This window comes from Stutzerimonas sp. Brlt_14 (assembly GCF_051948915.1).
Lineage (GTDB): Bacteria > Pseudomonadota > Gammaproteobacteria > Pseudomonadales > Pseudomonadaceae > Stutzerimonas > Stutzerimonas stutzeri.
Genome location: NZ_JAYJLM010000002.1, coordinates 576,630 through 589,215, shown reverse-complemented (window position 1 = coordinate 589,215; position 12,586 = coordinate 576,630). Strand labels below are relative to the sequence as shown.

The window sequence follows — 12,586 nt, the reverse complement described above, 5'->3', positions numbered from 1 at the left end:
GTCGCCTGTTCTGGAAACTCTGCCTTGGCGTAGCGCTTGGAAGCGTGGCGCTTTTCTGGGTCATCGCTCGCCTGAGCGGCCAGGCGCAGGAGCAGATGAGCTTCATCGACGCCGAGCATCAACGCACTCTGCGTGCGTATGGCGTACAAGCTGAAGCGCTGTACAGGGCCGGCAACGAGCAAGAACTGGCGCGCTGGCTACAGCAGCTTCAGGAACGAGAGCAGACCTGGGCGGCGATAGTCGACCCACAGCTGTCGGCGATTGCCGGCAGCGAGCTGTCCGAGCGGTTCAAACGGGAATTCTCTCTGGGGCGCGACCCGTCCTGGAAGATTCATCTGTACTTCCAGGACAACCCGATCATGGATGTGCCCTTCAGCGACGGGCATCTTCGCTTTCTGATTCAGCTGCCACAACGCATGCGTCCCGGGCATTACTGGTATCCGGCTCGCTTGCTGCTCGAACTGGTACTGCCGCTTGTACTTCTGATCTGTGGCTGCCTGCTGCTCTACCGCCATCTAATGCAGCCGCTGCGACGGCTTGAGCAGGCAACTCGGCAGTTCAGCGAGGGCGATTACTCGGCTCGGGCAGGGGTATTGCTGGGGGCGAGACGAGACGAGCTCGCCGGTGTGGCGTCAACCTTCGATTCCATGGCCGAGCGCATTGGCGGCCTGATCATTGACCAGCGGCGGCGTTTGGCCGAAATGTCCCATGAGCTTCGTACTCCGCTGGCTCGCATCGAGATGGCCGTCAGCCTGGCTGAACAGGGAGGCGACGCATCCACCTTGCTGTGTCGTATTCGCCAGGATTGCTCGGCGATGCGCCGCCTGGTCGAGGATGCCCTCACATTGAGCTGGCTCGAGACCGAGCGACCGACACTGCGTGCCGAGACGCTGGATCTGACGGATCTGCTCGACAGCATTCTCGACGATGCACATTTCGAGTACCCGGATCGCCAGATTGAAACCCAGCTGCCTGCCGAGGCGGAGCTGGTGGGCAGTTGCCACCGCGCGCTCGGCCAAGCCGTCGAGAATATCGTCCGTAATGCGCTCGACCATACGCCGCCGGGCAAGACGGTATGGGTTTGCCTTCATGCCGCTCCCCAGGCGTATCGACTGGAGATCATCGACCAGGGACCGGGCGTGCCGCCGCAGTGGCTAGAACGGATCTTTCAGCCGTTCGAGCGTGTAAGCGGCGACCGTCCGGGCTTCGGCCTGGGTTTGGCCTTGGCCCAGCGGCAGATTCGGGCAATCGGCGGGCGCCTGGCTGCGAGCAACCACGTCGACGGCGGCCTATGCATGACCATATGGTTGCCGCGCGGCGGCGCAGCAACGTAACAGTTGTAAAAGTGATACGTGGCCGATAGGGCACGGGGTCACAATCATTAATACGAAGCGTTCGTATTAATGATCAGGGGTTCGTCATGCAGCACTGTGCTTTCCGGCTATCACTTCTCGGTTCGCTGTCCTTTTCCGCGCTGTTATTCACCATCACCTGCCAGGCACAGATCAAGGAGCCGCTGGAGCTGAGCAGCAGCGAGGTGACGGCGCGCCACGAGCAAGGAGACAGCGTCGACGCCGAACAGCTACAGCATTATCAGGCAGCCGACTTGCAGGATGTATTCGAGTCAAGCCCGGAGGTTTCGGTTGGTGGCGGCCCCGGCGTGGCACAAAAGCTCTATCTTCGCGGGCTTGAAGACACACTTCTGAATGTGACGATCGATGGCGCCAACCAGCCGGGCCAGACCTTTCACCATACCGGCCGTATCGGTATCGAGCCGGAGCTTCTCAAGCGTGCCGAGGTCCAGCCGGGGACCGGCGACGCAACGGCTGGGCCGGGTGCGCTGGGAGGCGCGATTCGTTTCGTCACCAAAGACCCGGACGATCTGCTGCGCGCCGGCGAGCGCGTCGGGGCGCTGGTCAAGGGCAGCTATTTCAGCAATGCCGAGGGCTTCAAGAGCAGCAACAGCCTGTACGGACGGCTCGATGATGTCTGGTCAGCCATGGCCGTGGTGACGTACCAGGACCAGAACGACTACCAGGATGGCAATGGCCGGAGCGTCCTCGGTACAGGTGCTCGGCAACAACTGGGGTTCGCCAAGGTGGTCGGTCAGCTGACCGATGAACAGACGCTGAGAGTGGCGTATGAGCGGCGAACCGATGAGGGCGAACGCAGCCAGCGTCCGCAATGGATTCCAAGTGGCTTCAATCCGTTGTACCCCCTGGAGACCGAGCGAGAAACCCTGACCTTGAACTACGGCTGGAACCCGATGGACAACGATCTGCTCGATGTCGGGGTGACGGCGTACCACACCTCCACCGAGCTGCAGCAGGACGGCCGCTATGGCCTCTATATCGGCGATACGAGAAGCGCCGGCCTTGATGTGCGTAACACCAGCGAACTGGGTGCTCATCGGCTGACCTATGGCATCGACTATCGCGACGACCAGACCCGTCTCGGGCCGGACGGCGACCGCAACCTGGATGAAGAGAATGGCGACGTTCTGGGATTCTATGTGCAGGACAGCTATCAGGTGACTCGGAAGCTGCTGTTGGGCATGGGGCTACGCTACGATCGTTACCGCCTCGATGACCGGGACGGTCAAAGGTTTTCGGATTCCGGGGCCAGCCCCAATGCGAGTCTTCGTTATAACCTGACCCCGGAACTGGCGCTCCTGGCCAGCCATGCGCGAGCGCTACGCGGTGTTCAGGTGCGTGACGCATTCAAGCTCGATGCAGCTGGAAACGACGCGGACCTGCAAGCCGAAAAGGCGCGTACCAATGAAGTGGGGTTCGAGTATCGTCAGGGCGGCCTAGAGTTGTCGGGTAAGGTTTACGACACCCGCATTCGGGACGTCATCTACGATCCGAGCGGGCGCCCGAATCTGTATGTCAACGGCGGGACTTTGAAAAGTCAGGGTGTGCTGTTGCAGAGCGCCTACCATTGGCAACAGCTCAGCGTTGGGCTGAGCTATCACCACAACGATGTCGAGCTCGACGGCAACGAGCTCAATGTGTACGAGCACAACGGATTGGGTACGACGCTCGGTGATACCTGGATCGGTTTCGCTGATTACCGCGCGACAGATCGATTGAGCTACGGCTGGCAGGGGCGTTTCGTCACGGCTGTCGATTCGCTGCGCACCGGAGTCGGCACGCTCGATAAGCCTGGTTACGGCGTACATGACCTTTACGCTCAATGGTCCGTGCTGGGCGATGACCGCTTGGTACTGAACATGACGCTGAAGAACCTGTTCGACAAACAGTATCTGGATCACGCCAGTAACGAAGATTTCGAGAGCATCCCTGGCTATGAAGGTGTCCGTGGCAGCTACGAGCCAGGACGCGAGTTGCGTCTGGGTGTAACGCTGCGTCTCTGACTGAAATGGCGCGCAAGGGTGAGCCCGGCGCGCTTTTCAATGAGCGGCGGCCGCTTGCACGGTCAACCATCCTGGCGCGTCTCGGTTCAGCTTGTTGTCTGTTCGACTGCACTGAGGTACCTAGCCGCGAACCGGCTCGAGGAGTGCTCGACGGAATGCCTGGGCAACAGGGCCCAGCGGCTCGTCCAGGCGGTGCGCCAGGTAGGCTTCGGACTGCACCTCGCTGTTGCGCCCGAGGTCGGGAATGGGGACGCGCACCAGGCGGCCCGAATCCAGATCGTTCTGCACCTGCCATGTCGGCAGTCGCCCCCAACCGAGGCCCTCGCGTATCAGCGCCAGCTTGGCATCCTGAGTGTTGACCCTGCAGGTGAAGGGGGACAGAACGCCGAATGAGCGGCCCTCCGAGAGCGGGGTAGGATCGGTCAGAACGATCTGCAGATGATTGGCGAGATCGGCGATTCCGAGCCGCTCGCGCTCTTCCCGTGCAGCGAGGGGATGTGTAGCGCACACCACCGCAACCTGCTGTACCGAGCCGATGGCTTCCAGCGACAGCCGAGGATTACGGAAGTCCTCACCGACGATTATCGCCAGCGCGCAGCGCCTGTCCTCCAGCGCGGCGATCGGCCCTCCCAGCGCTTGCACATCCATGCGAAAGCAGGTCGACGGAAATTCGGCGCTCGCTGCGGCAACCGCCCGCGCCACCGACTCGATCGGGAACAGGGTATCGACTACCAGAGCCAGTTCCAGCTCCACCCCGGCGCCCAGCGCACGGGCGCGCGCCCGCATGGCATCGGCACGCAGCAGGATGTCGCGCGCATGCGCCAGCAGGGCCTCGCCTTCGGGCGTCAGTACCGGCCGATAACCGCTGCGATCGAACAGTTGCAGTTCCAGCTCTGCCTCCAGATTTGCAATCGCATGGCTGACCGCCGATTGCACGCGCAACAGCCGCGCCGCGCCGGAGCGAAAGCTGCCGCTGTCGGCAACCGTGACGAATGTCCGGATCTGATCCAGCGTCATTGCATCGAGCATGATCTGCTCCGTAGATCGTGTTGATCGAAATTTAATCACTCTTGCAGAGCATCGCCAGTGCTTATCGTTGGCTCGATCCAATGACAACGAGGATTCGAGCGATGACTAAGGTACTGGTGCTGTATTACTCCTCTTATGGGCATGTCGAGACGTTGGCCCACGCCGTGGCCGATGGGGTTCGTCAGGCAGGAGCGCTCGCACAGGTCAAAAGGGTGCCGGAGCTCGTTCCGGAGCACGTCGCACGCAAGGCGGGCTACCGGACGTCGCAGCCGGCGGATGTCGCTTCCGTTGCCGAGCTGCCCGAGTACGACGCCATCGTCATCGGCACGCCAACGCGCTTCGGCAACATGGCTGCACAGATGAAGAATTTCCTCGACCAGTGCGGCGGCCTGTGGGCGGACGACCGTCTGGTGGGCAAGGTTGGCAGCGTTTTTACCTCGACCGGCAGTCAGCACGGGGGACAGGAGAGCACGATCCTGGCGACCCATACGGTGTTGCTGCACCTGGGCATGGTGATCGTCGGGTTGCCCTACAGCTTCAAGGGTCAGTTACGGATGGACGCCGTCACTGGCGGATCGCCCTACGGTGCCTCCACGCTTGCCGATGACGGCAGCGGCGGCGACCGTCAGCCAAGTGAGAACGAACTGGAGGGCGCCCGTTATCAGGGCCGCCACGTCGCACGTGTGGCGGCCGCGCTCGCAGGTGCTGGCGGTGGTATCGCCGGATGAGCCGCTCGCTACGAGGCGCCCGATCGGCGCTTGCCAATTGGTTGGTGCTGGCCAGCGGCGTCGTCGCGGCACTGCATCTGGGCAAGGCCGCCATCGCCACCCCGATGCTGCAGACGGACATGGGGCTGAGTCTCGCTCAGGCCGGCTGGCTGACCAGTGTTTTCGCTGTGCTGGGCTTGCTGGGCGGTGCCCCGGCAGGTGCGCTGGCTGCCGTCATGGGACGGCGCACAGCGCTGTTGCTCGGCCTCGCGATCATGGCGCTGTCCGGTTTCGCCGGCACCCTGGTGCCTTCATTCGGCACACTGCTGGTTTCCCGGCTGCTGGAAGGGCTCGGGTTTCTGCTGGTGATCGTCGCCGGGCCGGCGATACTGGAGCGCCTAGCGACCGGTGCGGAGCGTGATCGTGCGCTGGCGCTTTGGAGCTGCTTCATGCCATGCGGGATGGCCCTGGCCATGACGGCCGGTCCGTTTTTCTCGGCCTGGCAATGGCTGTGGTGGTCCAGTTCGGCTCTGGCGCTAATCGCTGCGCTGGCGGTTTTCTACTGCGTCCCCGAGGACCCGAGGCACCGCGTGGCAGGTCGACTGTTCGACGGTGTTCGGCGGGCATGGTCCAGCGCCACGGTCCTGCTAGCGTCTACATTCGCGCTGTACAGCCTGATGTTCTTCGCCCTGTTCGCCTTTCTGCCGGTGCTTCTGATGGAGCGCATGGACGTCACGTACCGCGATGCCGGCTTGCTCAGCGCCTTGGCCAGTGCGGTCAACATCAGCGGCAACCTCGCCGCCGGCTGGCTGCTGGCGAGAGGGATCGGGCGCGGTGCGCTGATCCTCTTTGCCAGCGCGACCATGGGCGCAGCCGCGCTCGGAATCTTCCTCGGACTGTTCCAGCCACTGACGACCTTCCTGCTGTGCCTGCTTTTCTCGGCCGCTGGCGGCCTGATTCCGGCAACGTTGCTGGCATCGGCGCCGCTGGCGGCCCGGGAATCAACCCTGGTGCCTGTCGTGGTCGGTGTCGTCATGCAGGGAAGCAATCTTGGCCAGCTCTCAGGCCCGGTGCTGGTGGGAGGGATGACGGCAGCCCTTGGATGGGGGGCCGCCGGATGGATCGTCGCCGCCGCAGCCATGATCACTGGCGCCATCGCGCTCGTGCTTCAGGCTACGCTGGTCCGCAACGGCTGACGCGCAATCACGTGTTATGGCCTGTCTCGGCGATCGAACATCCCGTCGAGCTCTGCGCCGGAGGCCGCGTCGGCGAAACCATCGAAACGGCCGTGCTCGGCAAGGGAGCGAGCGGCGCGCAGGAAGCCTGCCCACGCCGTGCGGGCCAATGCACCGCCGACACTGATGCGCCTGACGCCGAGGTCCGCGAGGTCCTGCACGGTGAGATCGGTGTCCCAGCCGATCAGCACGTTGACCGGCTTCGGGGCCACCGCCGCGATCACCGCACTGATCTGCTCTCGCGTCCTGAGCCCCGGTGCATAGAGGCAGTCGGCGCCAGCATCGGCGTAGGCTTTCAGGCGCCGGATGGTGTCGTCCAGATCGGGACGGCCGACGAAAAAGTTCTCGGCGCGTCCGGTCAGGATGATTTCGCCGCCCGCCGCATCGATGGCTTGCCGCGCGGCCTGCATGCGTTCCGTTGCCTCGGCGATCTCGCGCAGGGGCGCGCGCGAATCGCCCGTCGAATCCTCGATGGATATCCCCGCCACGCCGGTCTCGATTGCCATGCTCACGTTCTCGGCGACGCCGTCAGGCGTGGCGGCGTAGCCGCTCTCGAAGTCGGCATTGATCGGCAGGTCTGTAGCGCGAGCCATCAGGCGCAGGTGGGCGAGGACATCATCACGCGTCATCTGTCCATCTGCATGCCCGCAGGACCAGGCGTAACCTGAGCTGGTGGTGGCCAGGGCCCTGAAGCCTAGGCTGGCGAGAGCCGCTGCGCTACCGACATCCCAGGGGTTGGGCAATACGAAGCAGCCCGAACGGTGAAGTTCGCGGAAAATGGCTCGTTTCTCGGACTGGCTGCGTTCGACCATGGGTACCTCGGCTGGCTGGTGGGCGCGCCGGATCGCATGCCGGCGCGGTTAAGCGTAGATGGTGCGCTGCGACTTGGCATTCGTGCCTGATTTCGGTGCGTCGAGACGATCGCTGCGCCTTTCTGGAGCGTACTGCACCTATTTGCAGCCTGCCCAGGCGGGTAGCCTGACGCAAACAGGCTGGAGCGTTTCTTGCTCGGTGATGGCTTTCTGCCTTTTCGCAGCCGACCGTACGGTCACGCGAAACACCTCAAGCCCGAAACGATGATCGATAAATCCGCCAACCGCCGCAGCAGCCTGCTCACCTGCGAGGTCCTAGACCGCTCTCGCGTACTCGATACCCTGGTCAACAACCTGGAAGGAATGGCCTATCGCTGCCGTAACGATGCGTCGTGGACGATGATTTTCGTCAGCCAGGGCTCGCTGGGGTTGTGCGGCTACTGCGCCGCGGCCCTGGTGGATGACGCGGAGGTGTCGTGGGAGCAGATCACCCATCCGGATGATCGCGCGCGGGTGCGCCGCAGCATCGATGGAGCCATCGCCGCCCTTGGCCGCTTCACCGTGCATTACCGGATCCGCACTGCGGCAGGTTTCATCAAATGGGTCATCGAGCGCGGCGTCGCGGTGCCGGACGAGCAGGGCGAAATCGTCGTCGAAGGCTTCATCGAAGACATCACCGCCCAGCGCGCCGTGCTCGAGGCACTGGAGCAGGCGGAGCTGCGCTATCGCAGCATCTTCGAGAACGCCTCGGAGGGGATCTTCCAGTCGACCCGCGATGGCCGCTACCTGGCTGCCAACCCCGCGCTGGCCCGTATCTATGGCTACGACAGCGCCTCCGAGTTGGTTGCCGACCTGGCGGACATCGAGCGTCGTCTGTACGTCCAGCCGGGGCGGCGCGAGGCGTTCTGCCAGCTGATGGAGCAGCATGGCGAGGTGCTCAACTTCGAGTCAGAGGTCTACCGGCGCGATTGCACGCGCATCTGGATTTCCGAGAATGCCCACGTGGTGCGCGGCCCCAATGGCGAGTTCATCTGCTACGAGGGCACGGTGCAGGACATCTCCGAGCGCAAGCATTACCAGCAGCAGCTGGAGCGGCAGGCCAACCATGACCTGCTGACCGGTCTGCCCAACCGCATACTGCTCAACGATCGGATCGAGCAGGGCTTGGCGCGGGCGGCACGCCTGGGCTACTACCTGACGCTGGTGTTCATCGACCTGGACAACTTCAAGTTCATCAATGACGGCCTCGGCCATGTCGCTGGCGACGAGCTGCTCAAGAGCATCGCGGCGCGCCTGGCCGGCAGCCTGCGCGGCTCCGACACCGTGGCGCGGGTGGGGGGCGACGAGTTCGTGCTGGTGCTAGGAGACCATTACCGCATCAGTACCGTGATCTCTTTGCTCGAGCGCGTGCTGAACGAGATTCGTCGCCCTGTGACCCTTGCCGGGCGCGAATTCCAGGTTGGCGCCAGCCTCGGCGTGGCGATGTTCCCGGATGACGGAGAAGATGCGCAAACCCTGCTCAAGCATGCCGATATAGCCATGTACGCGGCGAAGAAACGGGGACGCAACAACTTCCAGTTCTTCACCCATGACCTCAACCGCATCGCCGATGAGCGTCTGAATCTCGAGGCTGCGATGCGCACCGCACTGGAGCGCGACGAGTTCGCGGTGCATTACCAGCCGAAGGTGGATGCCCAGCGGCGCATCGTCGGCTTGGAGGCGCTGGCCCGCTGGACACACGCCGACCTTGGGGTGATCGGCCCCGATCGCTTCGTGCCGGTGGCCGAGGAAAGCGGCCTGATCATGCCCCTGACGCTGGCCGTGCTGCGCCGCGCATTCAGCGACGCCCGGCGCTGGAATGCGGGACGCCAGGTACCGCTGCTGGTGGCGGTGAACCTCTCACCGCTGCTGTTTCTCGGCAACGATGTGGTCGAGCGGGTCATGGCGGTGCTCGACGAGGTGGGATTGTCGCCGCTGCTCGTCGAACTGGAGATCACCGAAACGGTGTTTCTCGGCGATGGCAGCCGCGCCGTATCCATTCTTGCCGACTTCAAGGCACGCGGCTTTCGCCTGGCCATGGATGATTTCGGCACCGGTTACTCGGCGCTCGGCTATCTGCGGCGGTTCCCGCTGGACATCATCAAGATCGACCGTTCACTGGTCACCGGTCTGGAGCAGGAGGACGAGGTGGCGATGATCGCCCGCGCCGCCATCTCGCTGGGCAAGAGCCTGCACAAGACCGTAGTCGCCGAAGGCGTAGAGAACGCCGCGCAATTCGAGTTCCTGCGCCACAACGGCTGTGACGAATTCCAGGGTTACCTGCTGTCGCGGCCGTTGCCGGCGACGGGAATCGACGCGCTGCTCGCCGCAGGGGACGAGCTGCGCTTCTAGCCGTTCGCTCAGCCTGGCGGATCGGGGATCGCGCCGTCCTGCCAGAGCCGCAGCAGCTCCTTTGGCGCGCGCTCCTCGGCGATCTGCAGGATCATCTCGGCATCGCTGTCCTCGCGGCGATAGTGCAGTTCGACCTTGAAGAAACGCTGGTCGCCACGACCGACGTCCTTGCTGGCGACCGGCAGGCAGCGCTCCACAACCGAGCAGAGGCCACGGCGCTGCGCCGGGTCGCAGTCGGCGAATTCGATCTGCCGGGGGCGGGCGAGCGCTGGCGCGGCAACGAGACCGCCCTGGCGCGAGATCCGCAAGGATGTTTCAGGGCCCAGGGCCGGCATCTTCATGTTGCCTCCTCAGCGCGGTGAAACGCCGACCTGCAGCCATGCCTGCTGCACGGCTTCGGCTTCGCTGGAGCCGCGGCCGAACAGGCGCGTCGCCTGTTGCAGCGTGACGCCTGCAAACGTCGCGAAATCGGCATCGTTGGGTAGTTGCGGGTCGCAGATGGTGGCGTACCAGATACGCCCGGCCTGTTCCCATGCGTACCCGCCCAACGCCATGGCCGCGAGATGGAATGCGCGGTTGGGGATGCCGGAATTGAGGTGCACGCCGCCGTTGTCTTCGCGGGTTTCGATGAAATCGCGCATATGCGCCGGCTGCGGGTCGCGGCCGAGCAGCGGGTCGTCGTAGGCGGTGCCGGGGTTGGCCATGGAGCGCAGCGCCACGCCCTGGACCTTGTCGGTCAGGAGTTCGGCACCGACCAGCCAGTCGGCTTCGGCGGCAGTCTGGCCAAGCGCATGTTGCTTGGTCAGCACCCCGAAGACGTCGGAAACCGACTCGTTCAGCGCCCCTGGCTGGTTGTAGTAAACCAGCGCGGCCTCGCTCTCGATCAGCCCGTGGGCCAGCTCGTGAGCGACCACGTCGAGGGAGCGGGTGAAGCGTTGGAAGAGCTCACCGTCGCCATCGCCGAACACCATCTGCTCGCCGTTCCAGAAGGCGTTTTCATAACCCTGGCCATAATGCACGGTGCCGATCAGCGGCATGCCCAGATCGTCGATGGAGTCGCGCTGGAACACCTGCCAGAAGAAGGTGTAGGTCGCGCCCAGAGCATCGTAGGCCTCGTCCACCGCGGGGTCGCCTGAAGCGCTCTGACCCTCGCGGCGACGGAGCGTGCCGGGCAGCTGCATGCGCTGCTCGGCATCGTGGATGCGCCGTTGCGGATGACCGGGCGTGCGCAGCTCGCCTAGCTCCGCGATCGCCGTGGGGCGTGGCGGTCCCGGGTTGGGCAGCAGGCTCTGCACGTGGTCCAGCGTTTCGCGAGCACAGCTGCGCAAGTAGGGCGAGCCGCGATCGATCATGCGGTCGAGAATGTACGGCGGGATGAACGAACGGATGGGCACCGGCGAAACTCCTGGTCGGATGCGGCTAGCTGCAGCATAGACCGCTCAGGTTCGATCGGGCGGACCGCCGATCCAGAGGCTGCGACGACTTGCTGCGGCGGTTGCGCTGCACCCTTGGCGCGATCTGCTGTCACTTGTGCTGGACCCCGTATTCGCCGTCACAGACGAGGCGGGAGGTCATCAGACGAGGAGTTGCCCAATGTTCGGACTGGAAGCACTCGAGCTGGCACGTGTGCAGTTCGCGTTCACCATTACCTTCCACATCATCTTCCCGGCCATCACCATCGGCCTGGCCAGCTACCTCGCCGTACTCGAGGCGCTGTGGCTGAAGACGAAGCAGGAGGTCTACCGGGACCTCTACCACTTCTGGCTGAAGATATTCGCGGTGAACTTTGGCATGGGCGTGGTCTCGGGCATCGTCATGGCCTACCAGTTCGGCACCAACTGGAGTGCCTATTCGGAGTTCGCCGGTAGCGTCACCGGGCCGCTGCTGACCTATGAGGTGCTGACGGCCTTTTTCCTCGAGGCCGGCTTTCTCGGCGTGATGCTGTTCGGCTGGAATCGCGTCGGGCCCAAGCTGCACTTCTTCTCCACGGTGATGGTGGCCGTGGGCACGCTGATCTCCACCTTCTGGATCCTCGCTTCCAACAGCTGGATGCACACGCCGCAGGGCCACGAGATCATCGATGGCGTGGTGGTGCCGGTGGACTGGCTGGCGATCATCTTCAACCCGTCATTCCCCTATCGCCTGGCGCACATGTCGGTAGCGGCGTTCCTTGCCACCGCGTTCTTCGTCGGCGCTTCGGCGGCCTGGCATCTGCTGCGCGGCAAGGACAACCCGGCGATCCGCAAGATGCTCTCGATGGCGATGTGGATGGCGCTGCTGGTCGCTCCGGTACAGGCGGTGATCGGTGATTTCCATGGTCTGAACACCCTCGAATACCAGCCGGCGAAGATCGCTGCGATGGAAGGGCACTGGGACAATTCCGAAGGCGGACCGACGCCGCTGCTGCTGTTCGGCTGGCCGGATATGGAGGCCGAGGAAACCCGCTACAAGATCGAGATTCCCTATCTCGCCAGCCTGATCCTCAATCACAGCCTGACCGAGCCGATCCCGGCGCTGAAGGACTTTCCGCCCGAGGACCGGCCGAACTCGACCATCGTGTTCTGGACGTTCCGCATCATGGTCGCGCTCGGGCTGCTGATGATCATCACCGGCATCTGGAGCCTGCTGCTGCGCCGTGGCGATCGGCTGTATAGCTCCCGGGCGTTTCTGCGCATGGTGTTGCTGATGGGGCCGTCCGGGATCATCGCCATTCTCGCCGGCTGGTACACCACCGAGATCGGACGTCAGCCCTGGGTCATCTACGGCCTGATGCGCACCGCCGACGCGGTCTCGAATCACGGCGCGGGGCAGCTGGGGCTCACCCTGGCGATGTTCGTAGTGGTCTATTTCGCCGTTTTCGGCATCGGCATGGTGTATGTCCTGCGGCTGGTGAAGAAAGGGCCGGTGATCAGCGAAGGGCGCGAGAAAGGTGCCGGAGGGCCGGGCGAGGCGCGCACGCCGATGCGTCCGATATCCGCCGCGGACGAGGCGATCAACCATGAACAGGGCGATCAACTGGGCGAGAGGAACTGAGCC

10 protein-coding genes are annotated in these 12,586 nt (G+C 63.9%); 6 read left to right on the top strand and 4 right to left on the bottom strand.

The window, feature by feature from the left end:
• Nucleotides 1–95: 95 nt before the first annotated feature.
• Nucleotides 96–1,334: a histidine kinase sensor domain-containing protein gene (locus VF716_RS06565; protein ID WP_440552310.1), complete on the top strand. Its 1,239-nt coding sequence runs from the start codon at nucleotides 96–98 to the stop codon at nucleotides 1,332–1,334.
• An 86-nt stretch (nucleotides 1,335–1,420) separates the two neighbouring features.
• Nucleotides 1,421–3,376, top strand: coding sequence for a TonB-dependent receptor domain-containing protein (locus VF716_RS06560; RefSeq protein WP_084901696.1), 1,956 nt, complete (start codon nucleotides 1,421–1,423; stop codon nucleotides 3,374–3,376).
• Nucleotides 3,377–3,496: 120 nt separating this feature from the next.
• Here the strand turns inward: VF716_RS06560 and VF716_RS06555 are convergent, their stop codons facing one another.
• Nucleotides 3,497–4,405 carry a LysR family transcriptional regulator gene (locus VF716_RS06555; RefSeq protein WP_014596474.1) on the bottom strand — a complete coding sequence of 303 codons (909 nt, stop codon included), beginning with the start codon at nucleotides 4,403–4,405 and terminating at the stop codon, nucleotides 3,497–3,499.
• Nucleotides 4,406–4,506: 101 nt separating this feature from the next.
• Between VF716_RS06555 and wrbA the strand changes: the two genes are divergently transcribed.
• Entirely contained in the window at nucleotides 4,507–5,133 is a 627-nt protein-coding gene (wrbA, locus tag VF716_RS06550) for an NAD(P)H:quinone oxidoreductase (RefSeq protein ID WP_125883777.1), read from the top strand.
• Nucleotides 5,130–6,308, top strand: coding sequence for an MFS transporter (locus VF716_RS06545; RefSeq protein WP_125871724.1), 1,179 nt, complete (start codon nucleotides 5,130–5,132; stop codon nucleotides 6,306–6,308). Before wrbA ends, VF716_RS06545 begins: the two co-directional genes overlap by 4 nt.
• 14 nt (nucleotides 6,309–6,322) lie before the next feature.
• Here the strand turns inward: VF716_RS06545 and VF716_RS06540 are convergent, their stop codons facing one another.
• A complete protein-coding gene (locus VF716_RS06540; RefSeq protein WP_125865357.1) occupies nucleotides 6,323–7,159 on the bottom strand; it encodes an isocitrate lyase/PEP mutase family protein in 837 nt (278 codons plus the stop codon).
• A gap of 192 nt (nucleotides 7,160–7,351) precedes the next feature.
• Here VF716_RS06540 and VF716_RS06535 point away from each other — a divergent pair, with 192 nt between their 5' ends.
• Complete coding sequence (locus tag VF716_RS06535) at nucleotides 7,352–9,550, top strand: putative bifunctional diguanylate cyclase/phosphodiesterase (protein WP_125871723.1); 2,199 nt, start codon at nucleotides 7,352–7,354, stop codon at nucleotides 9,548–9,550.
• Nucleotides 9,551–9,558: 8 nt separating this feature from the next.
• Here the strand turns inward: VF716_RS06535 and VF716_RS06530 are convergent, their stop codons facing one another.
• Nucleotides 9,559–9,891, bottom strand: coding sequence for a protealysin inhibitor emfourin (locus VF716_RS06530; RefSeq protein WP_011912956.1), 333 nt, complete (start codon nucleotides 9,889–9,891; stop codon nucleotides 9,559–9,561).
• Nucleotides 9,892–9,900: 9 nt separating this feature from the next.
• Complete coding sequence (locus VF716_RS06525; protein ID WP_020306131.1) at nucleotides 9,901–10,944, bottom strand: M4 family metallopeptidase; 1,044 nt, start codon at nucleotides 10,942–10,944, stop codon at nucleotides 9,901–9,903.
• Nucleotides 10,945–11,143: 199 nt separating this feature from the next.
• On the opposite strand from VF716_RS06525, the gene VF716_RS06520 reads away from it, so the two are divergent.
• The gene (locus VF716_RS06520; protein ID WP_011912958.1) at nucleotides 11,144–12,583 is read left to right on the top strand and encodes a cytochrome ubiquinol oxidase subunit I; all 1,440 of its coding nucleotides are present in this window, start codon (nucleotides 11,144–11,146) and stop codon (nucleotides 12,581–12,583) included.
• Nucleotides 12,584–12,586 lie beyond the last annotated feature (3 nt).

Bases quoted from the DNA above. Each gene is read 5' to 3' on its own strand.
- VF716_RS06530 (WP_011912956.1), bottom strand. From the start codon at position 9,891: ATGAAGATGCCGGCCCTGGGCCCTGAAACATCCTTGCGGATCTCGCGC.
- VF716_RS06540 (WP_125865357.1), bottom strand. From the start codon at position 7,159: ATGGTCGAACGCAGCCAGTCCGAGAAACGAGCCATTTTCCGCGAACTT.
- VF716_RS06565 (WP_440552310.1), top strand. From the start codon at position 96: ATGAGCTTCATCGACGCCGAGCATCAACGCACTCTGCGTGCGTATGGC.
- wrbA (WP_125883777.1), top strand. From the start codon at position 4,507: ATGACTAAGGTACTGGTGCTGTATTACTCCTCTTATGGGCATGTCGAG.
- VF716_RS06555 (WP_014596474.1), bottom strand. From the start codon at position 4,405: ATGCTCGATGCAATGACGCTGGATCAGATCCGGACATTCGTCACGGTT.
- VF716_RS06545 (WP_125871724.1), top strand. From the start codon at position 5,130: ATGAGCCGCTCGCTACGAGGCGCCCGATCGGCGCTTGCCAATTGGTTG.
- VF716_RS06520 (WP_011912958.1), top strand. From the start codon at position 11,144: ATGTTCGGACTGGAAGCACTCGAGCTGGCACGTGTGCAGTTCGCGTTC.
- VF716_RS06560 (WP_084901696.1), top strand. From the start codon at position 1,421: ATGCAGCACTGTGCTTTCCGGCTATCACTTCTCGGTTCGCTGTCCTTT.